This window comes from Brevibacterium pityocampae, from assembly GCF_039541555.1.
Taxonomy (GTDB): domain Bacteria; phylum Actinomycetota; class Actinomycetes; order Actinomycetales; family Brevibacteriaceae; genus Brevibacterium; species Brevibacterium pityocampae.
The window spans coordinates 38,666-57,451 of sequence record NZ_BAABGL010000011.1 but is presented as its reverse complement, the minus strand read 5'-3'; the positions used below and the strand labels follow the sequence as shown (position 1 = coordinate 57,451).

General features: G+C 72.1%; 16 protein-coding genes. 6 read left to right on the top strand and 10 right to left on the bottom strand.

Annotated features, from left to right (window positions below; all coding sequences use genetic code 11):
- Positions 1-292: 292 nt before the first annotated feature.
- Positions 293-1,363, top strand: a complete 1,071-nt coding sequence (locus ABD883_RS08870; RefSeq protein ID WP_247618528.1) for an ABC transporter ATP-binding protein — start codon at positions 293-295, stop codon at positions 1,361-1,363.
- 352 nt (positions 1,364-1,715) lie between these two features.
- Here ABD883_RS08870 and ABD883_RS08865 read toward each other — a convergent pair whose 3' ends face one another.
- Positions 1,716-2,366: a pyroglutamyl-peptidase I gene (locus ABD883_RS08865; RefSeq protein WP_247618529.1), complete on the bottom strand. Its 651-nt coding sequence runs from the start codon at positions 2,364-2,366 to the stop codon at positions 1,716-1,718.
- 190 nt (positions 2,367-2,556) lie between these two features.
- Between ABD883_RS08865 and ABD883_RS08860 the strand changes: the two genes are divergently transcribed.
- Together ABD883_RS08860 and ABD883_RS08855 are read left to right on the top strand one after the other, a co-directional pair.
- On the top strand, positions 2,557-3,834 hold the full coding sequence (locus ABD883_RS08860; RefSeq protein WP_345031502.1) for a type 2 periplasmic-binding domain-containing protein: 1,278 nt from the start codon (positions 2,557-2,559) through the stop codon (positions 3,832-3,834).
- Positions 3,835-3,880: 46 nt separating this feature from the next.
- Positions 3,881-5,317 (top strand): MFS transporter, encoded by a 1,437-nt coding sequence (locus ABD883_RS08855; protein WP_247618531.1) that lies wholly within the window; start codon positions 3,881-3,883, stop codon positions 5,315-5,317.
- Between the two features lie 129 nt (positions 5,318-5,446).
- Here the strand turns inward: ABD883_RS08855 and ABD883_RS08850 are convergent, their stop codons facing one another.
- Complete coding sequence (locus ABD883_RS08850; RefSeq protein WP_345031500.1) at positions 5,447-8,017, bottom strand: MMPL family transporter; 2,571 nt, start codon at positions 8,015-8,017, stop codon at positions 5,447-5,449.
- Between the two features lie 113 nt (positions 8,018-8,130).
- Here ABD883_RS08850 and ABD883_RS08845 point away from each other — a divergent pair, with 113 nt between their 5' ends.
- The 3 genes from ABD883_RS08845 (at position 8,131) to ribA (ending at position 10,921) form a co-directional block, all read left to right on the top strand.
- Positions 8,131-8,727, top strand: a complete 597-nt coding sequence (locus ABD883_RS08845; RefSeq protein ID WP_345031497.1) for a MarR family winged helix-turn-helix transcriptional regulator — start codon at positions 8,131-8,133, stop codon at positions 8,725-8,727.
- Between the two features lie 83 nt (positions 8,728-8,810).
- Complete coding sequence (locus ABD883_RS08840; RefSeq protein ID WP_345031494.1) at positions 8,811-9,518, top strand: CDP-alcohol phosphatidyltransferase family protein; 708 nt, start codon at positions 8,811-8,813, stop codon at positions 9,516-9,518.
- 2 nt (positions 9,519-9,520) lie between these two features.
- Positions 9,521-10,921 (top strand): GTP cyclohydrolase II RibA, encoded by a 1,401-nt coding sequence (gene ribA, locus ABD883_RS08835; RefSeq protein ID WP_345031491.1) that lies wholly within the window; start codon positions 9,521-9,523, stop codon positions 10,919-10,921.
- Here the strand turns inward: ribA and ABD883_RS08830 are convergent.
- The 8 genes from ABD883_RS08830 to ABD883_RS08795 form a co-directional block, all read right to left on the bottom strand.
- On the bottom strand, positions 10,860-11,738 hold the full coding sequence (locus ABD883_RS08830) for a lysylphosphatidylglycerol synthase domain-containing protein (RefSeq protein WP_345031488.1): 879 nt from the start codon (positions 11,736-11,738) through the stop codon (positions 10,860-10,862). The genes ribA and ABD883_RS08830 overlap by 62 nt on opposite strands.
- Positions 11,739-11,837: 99 nt before the next feature.
- Positions 11,838-12,719 carry a hypothetical protein gene (locus ABD883_RS08825; protein WP_247618537.1) on the bottom strand — a complete coding sequence of 294 codons (882 nt, stop codon included), beginning with the start codon at positions 12,717-12,719 and terminating at the stop codon, positions 11,838-11,840.
- A gap of 46 nt (positions 12,720-12,765) precedes the next feature.
- Entirely contained in the window at positions 12,766-13,860 is a 1,095-nt protein-coding gene (locus ABD883_RS08820; RefSeq protein WP_345031484.1) for a glycosyltransferase family 4 protein, read from the bottom strand.
- A complete protein-coding gene (locus ABD883_RS08815) occupies positions 13,857-14,240 on the bottom strand; it encodes a 6-pyruvoyl trahydropterin synthase family protein (protein ID WP_247618539.1) in 384 nt (127 codons plus the stop codon). The genes ABD883_RS08820 and ABD883_RS08815 overlap by 4 nt, the downstream gene beginning before the upstream one ends.
- Before the next feature lie 37 nt (positions 14,241-14,277).
- Entirely contained in the window at positions 14,278-15,429 is a 1,152-nt protein-coding gene (locus tag ABD883_RS08810) for a zinc-dependent alcohol dehydrogenase (protein WP_345031481.1), read from the bottom strand.
- 259 nt (positions 15,430-15,688) lie between these two features.
- Positions 15,689-16,426, bottom strand: coding sequence for an MOSC domain-containing protein (locus tag ABD883_RS08805; protein WP_345031478.1), 738 nt, complete (start codon positions 16,424-16,426; stop codon positions 15,689-15,691).
- Positions 16,414-17,694 carry a pyridoxal-phosphate dependent enzyme gene (locus ABD883_RS08800; protein WP_345031477.1) on the bottom strand — a complete coding sequence of 427 codons (1,281 nt, stop codon included), beginning with the start codon at positions 17,692-17,694 and terminating at the stop codon, positions 16,414-16,416. Before ABD883_RS08800 ends, ABD883_RS08805 begins: the two co-directional genes overlap by 13 nt.
- A 187-nt stretch (positions 17,695-17,881) precedes the next feature.
- Complete coding sequence (locus ABD883_RS08795; protein ID WP_295690621.1) at positions 17,882-18,748, bottom strand: IclR family transcriptional regulator; 867 nt, start codon at positions 18,746-18,748, stop codon at positions 17,882-17,884.
- Positions 18,749-18,786 lie beyond the last annotated feature (38 nt).

Below are 18,786 nucleotides of genomic sequence, written 5' to 3'. Positions count from 1 at the left end.
TCGCTGGGGATGAGCACCTCGAGCAGGCGGAAGTGCTCACGGTGCCGCGACGTCGTAGAGCCAGATCTCTCGGTCGCTCGGGCAGGTTTCGGGTTCACTATGGGGCTGCTTCTCCATGGTCGTTATGAGAATCGTCACGCCGCGTCACGCCGCGTCATGCAGGCACATGAAATTTGGAATCGCCCGGCACGCGCCGCTTAAGTTGAGTGTCGGCCGCGACGTTCTATCTCATCCGACCTGCGGTGATACTCGGAATCTCGGCTTCGACTCGACTCATGGGAAAGGGGATGTGGTGGGCTCTGTTCTCTTCGACGATGTGACCCTGCGCTATTCCGCGGACAGGCAGCCGGCCCTCGATGGTTTCACCCTCGACATCGAGGAGGGTGAATTCCTCGTACTGGTCGGGCCGTCCGGATCCGGGAAATCAACGGCGCTTCGCATCCTCGCTGGACTCGAGCGCCCCACCTCGGGCACCGTCCTGGTCGACGGAGAGGATGTCACCAGGGTTGAGCCCGCACATCGCGACCTGGCGATGGTGTTCCAGAATTACGCGCTCTATCCCCACAAGTCCGTTGAGGACAACATGAGCTTCTCCCTGCAACTGGCGAAGGTGCCCAGGGACGAGATCCGCCGCCGCGTCAGCGAAGCGGCCGAACTGCTCGAGCTGAGCGATCTCCTCCGCCGACGGCCCCGGGAGCTCTCCGGCGGCCAGCGTCAACGGGTGGCGATGGGGCGGGCGATCGTGCGAGAGCCCACGGCATTCCTCATGGACGAGCCGCTGTCGAACCTGGATGCCACTCTGCGCGTGCAGACGAGATCCCAGATCGCGGCTCTGCAGAAGCGCCTGGGGGCGACGACCGTGTACGTGACCCATGACCAGGCCGAAGCGATGACGCTCGGCCACCGAGTCGCGGTGCTGCGCGATGGGAGGCTGCATCAGGTGGCCCCGCCCCGGGAGCTGTACGAACGCCCGGTGAATGCCTTCGTCGCCGGCTTCATCGGCTCTCCCGCGATGAATCTGCTCGACCTGTCGCCGGAGGACCTCGGTCGGCTGCTCGGCGGGAGCGCAGTGCCGGCGCCGGCGTCGGCGGGCACTGCGAACGTGATCATCGGCGTCCGCCCCGAGCACTTGGCTGTGGAGGTTGATGGAGGTGGACTGCCGCTGCGGATCGAGCTGATCGAGGAACTCGGCGCCGACGCCTTCATCCACGGCCAGAGCGAGAACTCACGTCACGGACAGCGGATCGTCGCGCGGCTGCTGTCGGATGCACGGCCGGCAATGGGTGATGTCGTCCGTGTCAGCACCGACCCGTCACGCCTCCACTTCTTCGACCGGGAGACCGAGTTGCGAATCGACGTATGACATTCCGGGTGACCGGATCCGTTCTTTGCGGCCGTATTGGACTTCCTCCGGACGGAGCTGATTGCCTGGTGAAGGGCTCTGGATACAGTTGCGCGCCGCGCGCCGCATCGCATCGCACGAATATGCGCGACGGGGTATGCGCTCATGGACAGTCGAGCCGAGGGCGTGTGCAAGATCGTGCTCGACCCGACGCAGTGAGCGGTCACACTGACCCGACTCGCTGAGCGGCCGGGTTCTCGAGCGGCCAGGATGGCCGGATGGTGAGCGATCGGGGCGAGTGTCGGCGACTGGTGTCGGTGCCAGGTGCCCGGCTCCTCTGCCGAGGTGCCCGAAACACGGCGCACGCGACCGGTCAGCAGTCGTCCAATGCGCTCTCGCGCCGCTGCTCGGCCACGCACCGGATCGAGGCCTCGACACCATCGACGAGTTGGTCGATGGTGAGCCCCGAGTCCTTCACCGCTGCGCCCGCGTCGGTCTCCGCACCCACCCCGGCCCGTCCCCGGTTCCGCACGGCGGGCAGGTGGATAAAGGTCCCTGGGACCTCGGTATCCCGCAGCAGCGTGCGGAAAGCGGCGTTGCAGAGGAACGCCCCGGCGGTCTCGGAGACCTGAGCCGGGACGCCGACGGCCCGGATCGCCTCGGCCAGCGGAGCGGGATGGATGCGCGTCTCGAGCCATTCGGGACCCGCGTCGAGCGGGGAGGCGGGGCGGACGACACCCGCATTGTCGGGGATGCGGCCGGCTCCCCGGTTGTGCGCACGGTGCTCCGGTGTGACTGCGGTGCGGCTACCCGCCTCGCCGAGGGAGAGGATCACCTCGGGTCGGTGGGCGGCGATCGCGTCGAGGAGCGCGGGACCCGCTCCGGCCCAGGTGCACGGCAGGATCGCCGTCGCGAGCTCGACGCCCGGGCACAGTGCGCGCTCCCGCAGGCGCTTCACCACCTGCTCGCTGGCGTTCTCCTGGTCACCGCCGAAGGGTTCGAAACCGGTCACGAGGATCCTCATGCGGCAACCGTAGTCGAGGAGCGGTCGGCGATTCACGCCCGAGCCCACCGCCTCGGTCTGCTCCCGAGCGGGATTCGCCGCCACCGGTTGACCTTCTCCCCGACTGACGTAAAGTGATACCTAACGATCACTCGGTCAGTACCGGGTCGAGATCAAGACACCGCGCCGTGCATCGAAGGAGATGTGGACGATGAAGCGAACCATGAAGAACCGTGCCCTCGTACTCGCCCCGAGCGCGGCGGCCCTGTCGCTCGTCCTCGGAGCCTGCGCCGGCTCGGCGGGGAACGGCGGCGGGAGCGGATCCGAGGCAGAAGGCTACGCCTTCGGCGCCTCGCAGGAGGACGTCGACACCGCGATCGCCGACCTCGACCCCGTCGAGCTCGTGTTCCAGGCGTCGTCCGCATCGCCGGAGTCGATCGTCGCGAAGTCGAACATCGCCTTCGCCGAGGCGGTCGAGGAGCGCTCGGGCGGCAAGATCACCCTCGATGTCGTCTGGGGGCAGGCGATCGCCGGCTACTCCGAGGTCGACGATGCATTGGCCGACGGCCGCGTCGACATCTCCTACACCCAGCCGATGTACGAACCCACGGAGTACTCCGGCAACGACCGGCTCATCGCCGCCTCGGGCGCGCTCCCGCAGTCGCCGATGGTCGGCGAGCTGATCTCCAACGCCGTCCTCGCCGACCTCGCGTGGCAGAGCGATCAGATCACCGAGGACTTCGAGTCCAAGGGCCTCACCCCGCTGCTCCCGACGACGCCCAACAACGGCTACTACTCGCTGTGCACCGAACCGGGCACCGACCTCCAGGACTACAACGGCCGGCAGGTGCGGATCGGGGCCGCCCCGCACGCCACCCTTGCCGAGAAGCTCGGGGCGTCCCCCGTCTCCCTCGAGTACGTCGAGGCGTACGAGGCGCTCCAGCGCAACACCATCGACTGCAGCTTCACCCCGTTCAACGCCGCCGTCCAGGCGGGCTTCCACGAGGTGGCGCCGCACGTCGGCTACGCCACCGACGAGGGGATGCCGAAGGGCTGGGGCTCCTACGCCGCCGGCATGAACTACCAGTCGCTGCCGCTGCCGTACCAGCAGATCATCTTCGACTCCCTCCAGCAGGTCGTGCAGGAGGGCCTCGCGCTCGCGGTCGACACGAACTACCTCGGCGTCAAGGGCGCCAAGGAGAACGGCGGCGAGGTCGCCGAGTACGGGCCCGAGGCGACCGAGGTCATCGTCGAGACGAACGACGAGCTCATGGCCGATGTCGTCGAGGGCGGGGTGCTCGGCGATGACTTCGAGGGTCGCATGGGCGAGTCCCTCGACAAGTGGACCGGAGTGGTCGAGGAGCTCGGCTACGAGGACGGAGGCACGACCGCCGACATGGACACCTGGTACACCGAAGGCGATGTCGACTTCGCCCCGATCGCCGAGCGGCTGTTCGAGGACGTCGTCGCCCCGCACCGCCCGGAGTGAACTCACAGTCGGACACCGCTGACCCCGAGTGCTGGGCCGAAGTCCCGTGAATCCCACACCGCCCTCTGACCGGCCCACGGTCTGGCCGCTGTACGTCGTGACGTTCCTCGCGACGTACACGATCGCCGTCGCCTCGATCTCGGCTCCGGGCATCCAGCACTCGCTCGAGATCCCGGAGACCCGCACCTCCCTGGTCATCGGGGCGTACTCGGCGACCTTCGCCGCCGGGCTCATCATGAGCGGGCGATTGGGCGACCGCTACGGACGCCGCCGGATGTTCCAGCTCGGCACTGCGGGCCTCGCGATCACCGCGTTCCTCACCGCCGCCGCGCCGAACCTCGAACTCCTCCTCATCGCCCGCCTCCTCCAGGGCTGCGCGGCCGCGGCCACCACCCCGCAGGTGCTGTCGAGCATCCAGGCGATCCTCACCGGCGAGCGGCGTCTGCGCGCCGTCGGCCTCTACAGCGTCTTCGCCGGCAGCGGCACCGTGGGCGGGCAGGTGATCGGCGGCGTCGTCAACAGCGGCTTCGGCCCGGAGTTCGGGTGGCGAGCAGCGTTCGGCAGCGTCGGTGTGCTCGCGATCTTCGCGTGGGTCGGCGCCCGCTATCTCACCGAGACCCGCTCCCCGAACCCCATGGGACTCGACCTCCGCGGCTCGATCATCCTCGGCATCTCGCTCTTCCTGCTCATCGCCGGGCTCACGAACAGCGCGGGGATCGACCTCGGTTCCCCGCTCTCACCACCCGGCCCCCTCGTCAGCTCGGCCGTCCTGCTCGCGGCGGCCGCCCTCGGCCTCGGCCTGCTCGTTCCCCATTCGCGCGGCCGGGAGCGCGCCGGGAAGCCCTCGATCCTCCCTGCCCGGGTCATGCGCGAACCCGGCGTGCGCCTGGGCGTCACGCTGTCCTGCCTGCTGTTCCTCATGATCGGTGGGTTCATGTACAACTTCGCGATCCTGTCGCAGATCGGGCTCGGCTACACACCGCTGGAATCGGGCCTCGCGACCCTCACCCTCGCACTCGCCTTCGTCACGAGCTCGGCGATCGCCCCTCGCCTCGTGTCCCGCGCGGGAGGCCCGGCCCGCGGCGGACCTCGCGTCCTCCTCTTCGCCTCGGTGCTCCAGGCCTGCGGGCTCGCGAGCGTCGGCCTCATTGCGCTCCTCGGGCTCAGCCCGTTCGCCGCCTGGTTCATGGTCGCCGCCGTGCTCATCGGCGGAGGTCAGGGGCTCATGCTCGGTCCGCTCGTCTCCGTCGTCATGACCGCCGTCCCCGACGAGGTGGCCGGTCTCACCGGCGGACTCATCGCCACGGCGCAGCAGACGGGGATCGGGCTCGGCATCGCGATCCTGTCGACGGTGTTCGCCGGACTCGCCCAGATCCTGCCGATGCCCACCGCCTACGGCATCACGACCCTCGGCACCGTCGTGCTCTCGCTCGTCTTCGCATTCGCGACCGTGCGCCTGAGAGCCCACGGCCGAGGGGTCTGACGGCGTTCTCCCGTCGAGTGGTCAGTTAATCCCGTCGAGTGGTCATGTTCGGTCGAATACTCGCGAGTATTCGACCGAACATGACCACTCGAAGGGGTGCGGGCCGGGAGTCGTCCCCGCCCCGTGGAGCTAGTCCCCGCTCGTGAGAAGGTAGGTCTTCTTCCCCTGGCGGTAGCTGCCCGAACCGGAGGAATCCCGGTCCGAGGCGCTCGAGCCACCTGAGCCTGAGCCACCGGAACCCGAGCCCGTCCCGCCCGAGCCGTAACCTCCCGAGCCCGGTGAGCCACCATCCGTGCCGTCGGACTCCCCGCGGATCGCGGCCTCGGCCGCGCCCTTCGGACCGTCGAACCTCCCGAGCTTCGAGGGCCACCAGACCTTCTTGCCGATGTCGTAGGTGAGCGCAGGCACGAGGAGAGTGCGGACGACGAAGGTGTCGAGGAGCACGCCGAACGCGACGATGAACGCGAGCTGGACGAGGAACAGGATCGGGATGACTGCGAGGGCTGCGAAGGTCGCGGCGAGCACCACTCCCGCCGAGGTGATGACGCCGCCGGTGACCGCCAATCCGCGCAGCACACCGGCGTGTGTGCCGTGGACGAGCGACTCCTCCCGCACCCGGGTCATGAGGAAGATGTTGTAGTCGATGCCGAGCGCCACGAGGAACACGAATCCGTAGAGCGGGACGGCGGGGTCTGCGCCCGGGAAGTCGAAGATCCCGTTGAACACGAGCGCGGACACGCCCATCGCCGTGCCGAAGGACAGCACCGTGGTGATGATGAGCAGCACCGGAGCGAGGATCGAGCGCAGCAGCAGCATGAGGATGAACATGATGACGACGAGCACGATCGGGATGATGAGGTTCCGGTCGTGGATCGCGGCGTCGTTCGTATCGATCGACGTCGCGGTCACGCCTCCGACGAGCACCTCGCCCGGCAGCTCGTGGAGCTCGTCGCGCAGCTCGCGCACGGTGTCGGAGGCCGCCGCGGAGTCCGCCGCCTGCGTCAGCGTCGCCTGGAGGAGCACCTGGCCCTCGAGCACGGTCGGCTCGAAGTCCGCCGGGTCCACAGCCGAGGCGCCGGCCCCGCCCGGTGCACCCGCACCTTCGGGAGCGCCCTCCGGAGCACCCGCACCTTCCGGCGCTCCGCCCTGGCCATCGCCAGCACCTTCCGGAGCCCCGGCACCTTCGGGAGCTCCCTCCGGCGCACCGCCCTGGCCGCCGCCGGCACCTTCCGAAGCACCCGCACCGCCGGGAGCACCCGACCCTTCCGGAGCCGCAGCGCCGTCGGCGACACCCGGAGGGGGCCCGGCACCCTGGGGCAGCTCGATCTCTCCGTCCGCATTGAGGGGCACGGTGCCTGCCGGGGAATCGGCGGCGGTCACGCTGACCCCGTCGATGTCCTCGTTGTCGCTGAGGATGCGTGCCGCGTCGGGCATCTCGTCCTCGGGGACGATGACGTAGACCGGCGAACCGGAGCCGCCCGGGAAGTGCTCGCCGAGCGCGTTCTGCCCGTTGCGCGCCTCCGACTCCCCGAGGACGAGGTCGGACTGCGGCACGCCGTCGGCCTTGAGCTGCGGGACGAAGGCCGCGCCGATCGCGAGCACGATCGTCGTCGCGATCCAGATGGCGCGCGGCCGCTTGGCCACGGTGCGGGCAGCGTGCGCCCAGATTCCCTTCCGCGGCATCCCGTGCTCGGCCTCGACCGCGGAGGGGTCGTAGTGGGGCCGCTTGGGCCAGAACGCCGCGCGACCGCAGGCGTAGAGCATCGCGGGCAGGAAGGTCAGCGCGGACAGCATCGCGAACACGATGCCGATCGCGGCGACCGGGCCGAGTGTGCTGTTGGATTTGAGATCGCTCAGCAGCAGGCACAGGAGGCCGGCGATGACGGTGCTCCCCGAGGCGAGGATCGGCTCGATCGACCCGCGGATCGCCGTCCACGTCGCCGCCCACGTGCTCCGCTCCGCGCGCAGCGCCTCGCGGAATCGCGCGACGTAGAGCAGCGAGTAGTCCGTGGCCGCGCCGATGACGAGGATGAAGAGGATGCCCTGCGTCTGTCCGCTGAGCAGGATGACGTCGTAGTACGCGAGCCACCACACGGTGAGGAGCGCGACGCAGAGCGCGAACATCGACGTCGAGAGCACGATGATCGGCAGCAGGAGCGACCGGTAGACGATGACGAGGATGACGAACACCGCGATGAGCGCCACCGCGAGCAGCAGGCCGTCGATCCCGGCGAAGCCGGCGGAGAGATCTGCGGTGAATCCGGCCGGCCCGGTGACGTAGACGGTGATGCCGTCGCCCACCTCGGCGCGGAGTTCATCCCCGAGCTCGGGGATCACCTCGCCGACGTCCGCGCTCTCGTCGATCGGCACGAAGGCCTGGGCGGCGAGCCCGTCGTCGGAGGGGATCGCCGGAGACACATCGTCGGCCACCCCGGTGACGGAGGTCGCACCGTCGACGGCGTCCTGGATCGACTCGAGCTGGGAGTCGGAGAGCTCGGAGTCCCCGACGAACACGACGACCGCGGGGATCGCGTCGCTGCCGGTGAACTCGCTCAGCCGCTCCTGCACCTGGGTGGCGTCCGAGGATTCGGGGAGGAAGGTCGTCTGGTCGTTCGACGACACCTCCTCGACCTTGCCGAAGTACGGCCCGCCGAGGCCAGCACCGGCCACCCACAGGACGATGAGGACGGCAGGGAGCATGATGCGCAGCCAACGAGGCACGCGAGTCGCCATGTGGGGAGACCTTCCGGATAATTTACCTAGCCTGGCAAACAATAAACCTAGCATGAGATCAACGGGGATATCATGACGGGATGACCGCGCCGGATCGCCCCGCTGCCGCCTCGCTCGCCGAGGCCGGATCAGCGCGTCCGGAGACGCGTTCGGCGCACGTCTACGACATCGCCTCGAACGACCCGGACAGCCGGCTCGTCGACCGCAGTCGCGTGTCCGAGGACGACCTCGCCCAGATCAGCGCGGTGATGCAGGCCATGGGGAACCTGCGTGATGCGGAGAACCGGCTCATGGAGGCCTCGCTCGACTACATGAAGCTTGGCCGCAACGACATGCGCGCCCTCCACTTCCTCATCGTGTGCGAGAACCGCGACACCGTCGCCACCCCGGGAGCCATCGCCGCGCACCTCCACGTGTCGAGCGCCTCGACGACGAAGCTCCTCGACCGCCTCGAACGGGCCGGGCACATCACCCGCTCCCCGCATCCGAGCGACCGCCGTGCGCTCGCCATCCGCATCGCCCCGGAGACCCGGCACACCGCGGTGGAGACCGTGGGCCGGCAGCAGGCCCGCCGGTTCGACGCCGCCGCCCGCCTCACCCCCGAGCAGCGCGCGGTCGTCATCGAGTTCCTCACCTCCATGGCCGCCGAGCTCGAGGGCGGCGACGACGCGTGGTGAGCGGCTCTGCCCGTGCCGGGCGATTCCCGGTCGGTCACGCGCAGCCCCCGGTCGGCGCTGCCCGGACCCGGACCCGCACGCGCATGCTCCCGCTCGGCATTCTCACCCTCGCGCTCGTCACCGCGGCCGTCCTCCGTCCCACCCCGCTCGTGGTCGGGCTCGCGGTGCTCCTCGCCGCGATCGGTGCCGGATGCAGCCTCGCCCGCAGCGAGCCGTGGGGCCGGGCCGACGACATCACCACCGTCCGCCTCGGCCTCCTCCTCGTCTTCACCGCCCTGATCGTGGGCGGCACCGGATTCGGGTGGGCGGCGGTCACGATCGCCGCGCTCGGGCTCGTCCTCGATGCGGTCGACGGGAAGGTGGCCCGGAACGCCCGCTCGAGCGATCCCGGCTGCACCGACGCCGGTGCCGCCTACGACGAGTCCGTCGACGCCCTCGTCGTCCTCGTCCTGGCACTCGGCCTCGTCCCGCTGTGGGGCTGGTGGTGCGCGCTCCCCGGTCTCCTGTTCTACGGGTTCCGCGGGGTCACCCTGCTCCGCCCGGCGTGGCGGCGACCGCTCCCACCGTCTCGCGCCCGCAAGGTCGTCGCCGCGTCCCAGGGTGTCCTCCTGCTCGCGGCCGGCTCCCCACCCGCGCTCGCGTTCCCGATCCTCGGCGTGCTGTGCGCGGGGGCGGCGCTGACGGCTCTCGGCTGGTCGTTCGGCCGGGACATCATGTGGCTCGAGCGGCACGGCGCAGAAAGCCCAGGCACCTTGTCGGCACCCGAGCCGCGAGACCCCCGTAGACTGTGATCATGTCCTCACTGCCCCTGCCCGACGACGGGCCGAACGCGAGCCCGAGCGCGACGCGGAACGACCTGCCCGCGCTCGTCCTCGAAGCGGAGACATCCCTGCCCACCGCCCACGGTGTGTTCACCACCCGCGCCTACACGAGTGAGGGCGTCACGCACGTGGCGATGTACCGCGGCGACCCGGGTACCGTCGAGGCGCCGCTCGTCCGCCTCCACAGCGAGTGCCTGACCGGCGACGCGCTCGGCTCGCACCGCTGCGACTGCGGCGACCAGCTCGAGGCCGCTCTCCAGGCGATCGCCGCCGCCGGCACCGGGATCCTCCTCTACCTGCGCGGCCACGAGGGCCGCGGCATCGGGCTCGCCGCGAAACTCCGCGCCTATGCGCTCCAGGACGACGGGCTCGACACCGTCGACGCCAACCGCGCGCTCGGCCTGCCCGATGACGCCCGCGACTACCGGGCGGCGGCTGCGATCCTCCACGAGCTCGGATGCCCGCGGATCCGGCTCCTGTCCTCGAACCCGACCAAGGCCGAGGCGCTCGCCCGGCTCGGCGTCGAGGTGCCGGAGCGCCTGGCTCTCCAGGTGCCCGACCGGCCGGAGAACGTCCGCTATCTGCAGACCAAGCGCAGCCGCATGCGCCACGACTCCCTGTCCGGGCAGCCGGTGGGCGACGACGCGGAGAACCTGCCGGTCTACGCCACGCTCGCCGCGCACAGCGAGGTCGTCGCGCAGCTCGCGCAGAGCGCCGACGGGTTCATCGCCGCACGCGGCGGGGACGCGGAGTTCGTGTCCGGCGAGGCCGACCGCGCCCACCTCCACCGGCTGCGGGCGGCCGTCGACGCCGTCGTCGTCGGGGCCGGCACCGTCGTCGCCGACGACCCGCAGCTCACCGTCCGCGCTGTCGCCGGGACGAACCCGCTGCGGGTGCTCCTCGACCCGCACGCGCGCATCCCCGCCGGGAGCGCCGTGCTCCGCTCCCCCGACGCCCCGACCCTGTGGCTCGTCGGCCCCGACGTCGAGGTGCCCGCCGGGATCGGAGATCACGTCGAGGTCGCGCGCCTCCCGCACTCCGCGGACGGCGAGCCCGTCGACCCGGCGGCGGTGATCGCGCTCGTCCGGAAGCGGGTGGCCGGTTCGATCCTCGTCGAAGGCGGGGGCCGCACCGTCTCGGACTTCCTCGCCGCCGGGGTCCTCGACCGGATCTTCCTCACCTCCGCCCCGGTGCTGATCGGCGACGGGGTGCCCGGGATCCGGTTCCACGGTTCGCCCGTCATGGCCCAGGCGATGCGCACCCCGTTCCGCCGCTACACCTTCGGCGAGGACGTGTGCACCGAGTTCGTCCTCAGCGATGCGGCGCAGGCACACTCGGCCGAACGGCCGGCGCGCCCGTCCGACGGCGCCTGAGGGCTGCGGGCAGGAGGGCCACCGCGCCCGGGAGGGTGGAGGTCGTCGCGAGCAGCCCGAAGGCGGTCGCCGCGGTGACCGCCCACTCAGCCGTCACCGCGAGCTCGCCGGCGAGGACGCCGACGCTGATCTCCCGCACTCCCCAACCGCCGACTCCCAGCGGCACGCTCATCGAGGCGAGCCCCACCGCTGCCGCGCTCGGCGCCACCGGTCCGCCGAGCACCGCCATCCCGATGAGATAGAGGCCCAGCAGCGCGCCGACGCCCACCGCGGCCGCACCCCACACGAGCACCGCGGTGCGTGCGGCCATCCCGCGCATGCAGGCGAGCGCGGCGGCCAGCGCGAGGACCGCGACCGCTCCGGCGATCACCGCCAACCGAGCTGAGATGCCGGCGAGGATCACGGCGGAGAGGGAGAGGAGCAGGGTCGTCGAGGTCAGCCGCTCCGCTCCGAGCGCGGCCGCCGGCGACCACCAGCGCCGGTCGCCGGCACCGCGGTAGACCGCCACCCGCGCCGCGTCACCGGCGATGCCGCCGGGCAGCACCATGTTCCCCAGGCTCGAGGACCAGCAGTCCGCCACGGCCCGCGCATACCGCATGGGGATGCCCTTCTCCCGGGCGAGCAGCGTCCAGCGCAGTGCCTGTGCGAGCGTGACGAGGAGCCCGCAGCCGAGCGCCGCGGCGATGGTCGTCGGGGTGAGGACGTCCCAGCCGGCGAGGAGCGCCTCGGTGCCGACGAGCCGCGCGGTGAGCACGAGGAGAACTGCGGTGACGGCGAGCATGAGCACCCGCCGCAGCCAGGAAGTCCTGCTGGGCACACGGGATCCGTTGAGCGCCTCGGGTTCACTGCGCACCCCGGGTCCGGCGGGAACCTCGGACCCGCTGGGCACCTCGGGGTCGCTGCGCACACCGGCTTCTCAGCCGCGGGCGTCGACGAGGACGTCGAGGTGCTCGACGGCGACGCGGAGATCCGTCCCGGCCTGCTCGAGCCTGTCGGCGAGCCAGGCCGCGGCGATCGGGCGCAGCTCCGGATCCTCTTCGATGACCGCGTCGATGCGTTCGGAGAGGAAACGGGTGAGGAACTCGCGATCGCGCGGTCCCTGCAGGTCCCAGGGGCTGTCGCCCGTCATCACGCGGGCTCCGGCGCGGCGCGCGGCGGCTGCGAGCACGGCCCCGCCGGCATCGCCGAGCCGGCCCTCGCGCGCCTGGTGCTCGGAGAAGGCGTGCTCGATGAGCGCGTCGCGCCGGTCCGGCGGATCGAGGGGCCAGTGCTCGGTGATGCTCAGCAGGAACAGCCCGAGGCCGGAGAACCGGGTGAGCGTGTCGACGACCGCCTCGACATCGGCCGGGGCGAGGACGTCGAGCACCGCGCTGCAGGTGATGAGCAGGCGGGCGGGGGCCGGCGGACCCGGCGCGTGCTCAGCGGCGGCGCCGTCGGACTCATGGGCGGCGGTGGCCCCGGGCAGGTGCTCGGCGGCGATGGCGGGCAGTTCGGTGATCGGGGCGGTCGCCGTGGTCGCGTCGGGCATCGAGCGGGAGGCGACCCGGAGCGATGCGGCGTCCGCGTCGAGGAGGATCCAGCGCAGCTCCCGCCCGGGCAGCCGGGGGCGCAGGGCGCGGTCGAACCAGCGGGCGGAGTTCCCGGTGCCGGCGCCGATGTCGATGACGGTGAGCGGCTCCGCCTCCGCGGTGCCGGCGAGCGCCTCGACGGCCTGGTCGAGGAGGGCGAGCGAGTGCTCGCGGGCGGCGTCGTCGAAGGGGGCTCGCAGGTCGAGCCAGTCGTGGTCGGCGGCGGTCATCGGCGTCCTTCGCTCGGGGTCATGGTGGTGGGTGAGGGCGACGTGCTCATCGCAGGCCCTGCACCAGGTCGAGGAGCTCAGCGGCGGCATCGTCCCAGGTCGGCAGGCCTGCGCGGCGCTGCAGCGCCTCCTGGCGGAGGGCCGCACGGTGGGCGGGGTCGGTGAGCCAGTCGCGCAGCGCGTCGGCCCAGGCGGCCGGTTCGGGAGGGAGCGCGCGGCCGGCGGCGAGTGCCTCCTCGGAGCCAGTGCCGGCGGTGACGAACGCGGGGATCCCGGCAGCGGCCGCCTCGCTCACGACCATCCCGAAGGCCTCGCGGCGCGAGGGCAGGAGGAGCAGGTCGGACGCATGGTAGAGGTCCGCGAGGGCGGGCTCGTCGAGCTCGCCGGGCAGCTCGACGCTGCCGGCAGGCAGTGCGGCGAGGGCGGCGCGCAGTCGGGCGCCGTAGGCGGGGTCGGTGATAGGCCCGGCGAAGGTCGCGTGCCAGGCGGTGGTGCCGGACGCGGCGAGGGCGGCAAGTGCCTCGGCGAGGAGGAGCTGGTTCTTGTTCTCCTCGATCGAGGCGACGCAGATGAGATCTCCGCCGTCGCCTCCGGCGGAGACCGGCCGAGGTGCGGCGCCCGGCGGGATCGCGTGCGCCCGCACCCCGTAGAGCTCGGCCAGCTCACGGGCGGCGAAGCGGCTCGTCGTGACCACGGCCGCGGCGGATTCGAGCGCGGCGCGCTCGCGGTCGCGTGCCGTGGGGACGTGGCTGGGGTCGCCACTGGGGTCGGTGCCGGGGCCGGCGGCGGTGGAGTCGGCCGTGGGGCCGGCGGTGGGGGCGATGCCGGGGCCAGCGGTGGAGTCGGACGTGGGACCCGCGGTGGGGGCGGCCCTGCCGAGCGGGGCGTGGACGAGCTGCACGATCGGGCCGGAGAGCGGCGTCGGCAGGCTGCAGCCGATGAGGCCGTCGAGGATCACCGGCCCGTCGAGCCCGCGGACGATCCCGGCGAGCACGGCGGTGTCCCCCGGGGTGGGCTCGGGCCAGGCGCCGGGCACGGTGTGCCGGAGGATCTGCGGCGCGGCCGCCTCGGCGATGGCCGCGTTGTAGCGCAGGCCGCCGCTCACGCGGCCGAGCGCAGGTTCGAGGAGGTGAACGGTCACGTGCGGCCGGGCACGGTGTAGGACACGCTCGCCCGGGGGTTCTCGACGATGCTCACGGTGATGCCGATGTCGGGCTGCTCGGCCAGCCCCGCGGCCAGCCGGTCGCCGATGTAGCGGGCGACGACCTCGGTGGTGGAGAGGCGGCCGGCGAAGTCGGGATGGGTGTCGAGGTTCGCGTAGCGCAGCGGGGCGAGCGCCTCGTCGAGGAGCTGTGAGGCATACCCGATGTCGAGGACGACGGAGTGGGCGTCGAGCTCGGCGCGGGTGAAAGTCGCGTCCACGGTGAGGGTCGCCCCGTGGACGCCCTGGGCGGGGCCGAAGAACTCGTCGGGCAGGCTGTGGGCGATCATCACGTGGTCGTTCACGGTGAGGCTGAACATCCGGTGTCCTCTCTGCGGGGTTCAGTGGGTGCGGGGGTCAGTGGGTCCGGATCAGTGGCGGTCGCGGGCTCCCGGGTCGGTGCCGGGCTGCGGGGCAGTGTCGGCCTCCGGGGGGGGTGCCGGGGTGCGGGGCGGTGCCGGACTCCGTCGGCGCCTCCGGCTCCGGGGCGGTGTGGTCGATGACGTGACAGAGGGTCGCGGCGGCGAGCGCGGTGTCCCCGCTGATCTCCTCCATCACCTGCGGCAGCGCGTGCCACGGCGAGGTGCCGGTGAGGAGTGCGTCGAACCGCTCGTCGGCCAGGGCGGCGAGCGCGGCGCGCATCCGCTCCACCCGGGTGCGGCGCAGCCGGCGGCCGGCGGCGACCTGCCCGACCTGGCTCGCGACGATCGACAGCCGGCGGGCATGGAAGTCCGCGCCGAGCGGCACGGCCGGGCTGCGGGTGCCGTACCACGAGGCCTCGACCACCGTGCCGTCGTCGCCGGTGAGCGCGAGCGCCCGGGCGAGTCCCGCCTCGGAGCCGGAGGTGTGGATGACGATGTCGCAGTCGCCGCTCGCCTCGTCGGAGTGGACGGCGGTGAGGCCGAGCCCGGTGAGCAGGCGGCGACGCTCGGGGTTGGTCTCGACGACCTCGAGCCGGGCGAGCGGCATCTGCGCGGCGAGCAGCGCGGTGGCGGCGCCGATCATCCCGGCGCCGACGACCGCGACCCGGTCCGCGAGGCGCGGCGGCTCCTGCCACAGGATGTTGATGCCGGTCTCCGCCGCTCCGGCGAGCAGCGCACGCCGGTCGCTCACGCCGTCGGGGATCCGGTGGACGTCCTCGGCGGTGACGAGATGGTGGCTGTGGTGGGGCAGCAGTCCGAACACGCGCGCGCCGAGCCACTCCGCGGGACCCTCGTCGACGACTCCGACGGCGAGGTAGCCGTAGGACACGGGGAACGGGAAGTCGCCGAGCTGGTGCGGAGCACGCATGAGCGCGGCGACTGCGTCCGGAACGGAGCCGGTGTGGACGAGGGTCTCCGTGCCCTTCGAGATCGCCGAGGCGGTGGTCCGCACCCGCAGCCAGGCGGCGGAAGCATCGGTGGAGGCGGGGTCGGCGGCAGCAGTGCCGGCGGGGTCGGGCACGTGGGGTTCGGGCACCTCGCGCCATGCGCCGCGATGCGCGGCCTCCGTCCAATACTGCCGAGCCATGCCCCCACTCTACGCGGCAGGGCGTCTTGCACCCTGCCGGGCGGCAACGCGCACGCGGATCGCGGATACGAGTGTTTCTGCAGGACACGATCGAATCCCACCTCCAGTGCCCACGCACGAGCGATGTTCAGTTGTCATCTCGAGAAACACTTGCATCTGGGGCAGGGCGGTGGAGACGGCCGCCGTCGGGCGGCAGGGACGGCCCCGGAGTGGGCGGGGGGTCAGTCGCCGAGACGGGCGGCCCGGAGTGGGCGGGGGGTCAGTCGCCGAGGCGGGTGGAGTCGTCCTCGGCCGTGCCGGTGTGCAGCCGCCGGGTGAGCTGGGTGCGCCACTTCTCCGGGAGCTCGCGCGAGGCGAGGAGACCTTCGATGCCCTTCCGGTCGGTCCGGTCGACGTTCATCACACGGTTGACCTCGGCGACGGACACCGAATCCGGCAGCCGCTCCTCCAGCACCATCGCATCCCCGGGACCCACCGCACCGGGTTCGAGGACCCGCAGGTAGTAGCCGCAGCGGCCGGTGGACTGCATGAGGCGCGGCAGCTCGCGATCGCCCCAGCGTGCGGACACCGTGGTGCAGGGCCGGCGCGGCTGGGTGACCTGGACGCGCGCGGTGCCGAGGGCGAAGACATCGCCGAGGTGCACCGCATCCTCCGGCAGACCGGACACCGTGAGGTTCTCGAAGAAGCCGTCCTCCCCGATCGCGATCCCATCGGCGGCCCAGCGCGGGTAGTGCTCCGCGGGGTAGCAGCACACGGCTTTGTCGGGACCGCCGTGGACCTTCGTGTTGCCCTGCGCGTCGCCTCTCAGGCCGAGCGCTCCGAGCACCACGGGACCCGGGTGCGGGGTCTTGCGGGCACCGGTGGAGATCTCGCGGCCCGACCAGTGCTGGACGGTGACGGCCCCGGTGCGCACCCGCTCCACGGTGCCGGTCAGCTGCGGGCTGACGCCGGGTTGAGGGCCGCCGGCCGGCTGTGGGTCACCGGTCAGTGGCGGCACGGCACCGCTCCTCCCATCCCTGCCGGGAGCGGATTCGCGCGGCGGCTCTCGGTGCTCAGCAGCAGCACGGTGGCATCGGCGGGCAGCGGATGCTCGGCAGCCCAGGCGCGCACCCCGGCCAGGGTCGAGGCGCCGCAGGGCCCGGAGTCGACGCCGTGCGCCTCGAGGTCGCGGACGGCCTGAGCAGCCTGGGCGTCGTCGACGGTGACCGCGGCGTCGACCCCGGCGCGGAGCACCGGCCAGGCCGCGGCGGACGGGGTGCCGCAGTTGAGGCCGGCCATGATCGTCGCCCCGGTCGGCACGGCGGTGAGCTCACCGGCCGCGAGCGAGGCGATGAGGCCCGGCGCGGCGGTCGGCTCCACGCTGAGCACGCTCGGCACAGGCGCCTCCTCCGCTCGAGTGGTCACTTCGCTGCGGTTCTCCGCGGGATTCCGAAGGGAACTGACCTCTCGACGGGTGTCGGCAGCGGTCCCGCCTGAGAGCAGCCCACCGTCGGCGGTCCGGCAGCGGCGGACGACGGCCTCGGCGAAGGAGCCCACGCCCACCGGCATCGCCACGAGGTCGACCCGTTCGATCCCCTGTTCGGCGAGCTGCTGCTCGGCCTCGACCAGGAGCGTCGAATAGCCGTCGACGATCCACTGGGGGATCTCCTCGTAGCCCTCCCACGAGGTGTCCTGGATGAGCAGCCGCTCCTCACCGGCGGCCTCCCCGGCGTCGGTGTACTCGGCCGCGGCGGCGACGATCGCGTCATAGGGGGCGCTGAGCTCGTCGACGTCCGCACCCTCCTCTCGGATCCCGGCCTTCGCCTCGGCGGTGATGTCGGCCGGGAGGAAGATATGCGCGGGCAGCCCGAGCAGCCGGGCGGTGTGGGCGACGGCGCGGCCGTGGTTGCCGTCGGTGGCGGCGACGAGCTCGATGGGCGCCCGCTCGGCGAGCCGGGTGCGGAGCTCGTCCATCGGCAGAGCGGCCTCGGGTGAGCCGAGGTGGGCGGACAGCGCACGGCAGGCGGCGTAGGAGGCGCCGAGGATCTTGAACGCGGGCAGTCCGAAGCGGGCGGACTCCTCCTTGACGAGCACGCGCGCGATGCCGAGCTCGGTGGCGAGCGCGGGCACCTCGATCAGCCGGGTGGGGGCGTAGCCGGGGATCGAGCGGTGGAAGTCGATGACCTCCGGCGCGTGCTCGGTGCGCCAGGATCGGGCCTCCGGGTTCGCGTGGATCGTGGGTGCCGCGGCGGCGGATGCGGCGGGGGCGTTGGGGGGGTCTGTCACCGGGAGCTCCTCCTCGTCAGGGTCCCGCCACCCTATCGAAGACGAGGCGCGGGCTCAGGTCGGTCTCAGGGCCGCGGCGGCCGAGTTCTCACCGCACGGCCCGCCGGCTTTTCAGCGCCGCCCGCCGGCCTCAGCGCAGCTTGGCGAACTGAGCGCAGCCCGTCGGCTTCAGCGCAGCTTGGCGGCCTCAGCGCAACTTGGCAGTGAGCCGGCCGGCTGCGTGGACGACGTGCGGGGCGATGTCGCCGGCGATGTCGATCTCCGCGACCGAGGCGCCCCGGCCGTCGGTGCGCGCGCCACCGGACCCGGCCGGGCCGTCCGCTCCCCCGGTGCGCCGCGGTTCTCCGGTGTCTCCCGCTCCTCCGGTATCCCCCGGCCTTCCGGGTTCCTCCGCGCGCACCGACAGACCGACGGCGGCGATCGGCCGGTCGAGGACGTCGAACACCGGGGCGGCGACGGTGGTGATCTCCGTGCTGATCTCGCCGCGCTCCACCGCGTATCCGAGCTCCCGGGTGCGGCGCAGGAGCTCGTTGAGCTGCCGCAGCGAGGTGGGCCCGCGCCCGGTGCGGTTGACGAACGCGTCCTCGCCGCTGAGGAGGGCGAGGACCTCGCGTCCGGACAGCGCGGACATGATCGCCCGGCCGGTGGCGGTGAGGTAGGCGGGCATGCGCACCCCGGTCGCGGTGATGACCGCCGCGGAGCGCACCGCCTGCTCCTTGACGAGGTACACCGTCTCCCAGCCCCGGAGCACCGCGAGCTGGGCTGTCGCGCCGGTCTGCTCCGCGAGCTCGCGGACGATCGGCTGCGCCATCCGCTGCAGCGGGTTGGTCCGCATGTAGGCGCTGCCGAGCTCGGACACTCCGGCGCCGAGCAGGTAGCCGGTGGAGGACTTCGTGACGAGGCCGAGCTCCTCGAGCACGGCGAGCAGCTCGTAGACGCTCGAGCGCGGCAGTTCGAGGGCGCGCACGAGCGCCCCGGCGCTCACCGGCCGGTTGGACCCGGCCAGGTGGCGGAGGATCGCGACGGATCGTCGCAGGGCCGGCACCTCGGGCATGGGGCTCCTCGTCTCGTCGTCGGTGCGGCCCGCCGATC

Bases quoted from the DNA above. Each gene is read 5' to 3' on its own strand.
- ABD883_RS08865 (WP_247618529.1), bottom strand. From the start codon at position 2,366: ATGAGGATCCTCGTGACCGGTTTCGAACCCTTCGGCGGTGACCAGGAG.
- ABD883_RS08860 (WP_345031502.1), top strand. From the start codon at position 2,557: ATGAAGCGAACCATGAAGAACCGTGCCCTCGTACTCGCCCCGAGCGCG.
- ABD883_RS08850 (WP_345031500.1), bottom strand. From the start codon at position 8,017: ATGCTCCCTGCCGTCCTCATCGTCCTGTGGGTGGCCGGTGCTGGCCTC.
- ABD883_RS08845 (WP_345031497.1), top strand. From the start codon at position 8,131: ATGACCGCGCCGGATCGCCCCGCTGCCGCCTCGCTCGCCGAGGCCGGA.
- ABD883_RS08840 (WP_345031494.1), top strand. From the start codon at position 8,811: ATGCTCCCGCTCGGCATTCTCACCCTCGCGCTCGTCACCGCGGCCGTC.
- ribA (WP_345031491.1), top strand. From the start codon at position 9,521: ATGTCCTCACTGCCCCTGCCCGACGACGGGCCGAACGCGAGCCCGAGC.
- ABD883_RS08825 (WP_247618537.1), bottom strand. From the start codon at position 12,719: ATGACCGCCGCCGACCACGACTGGCTCGACCTGCGAGCCCCCTTCGAC.
- ABD883_RS08815 (WP_247618539.1), bottom strand. From the start codon at position 14,240: ATGTTCAGCCTCACCGTGAACGACCACGTGATGATCGCCCACAGCCTG.
- ABD883_RS08810 (WP_345031481.1), bottom strand. From the start codon at position 15,429: ATGGCTCGGCAGTATTGGACGGAGGCCGCGCATCGCGGCGCATGGCGC.
- ABD883_RS08795 (WP_295690621.1), bottom strand. From the start codon at position 18,748: ATGCCCGAGGTGCCGGCCCTGCGACGATCCGTCGCGATCCTCCGCCAC.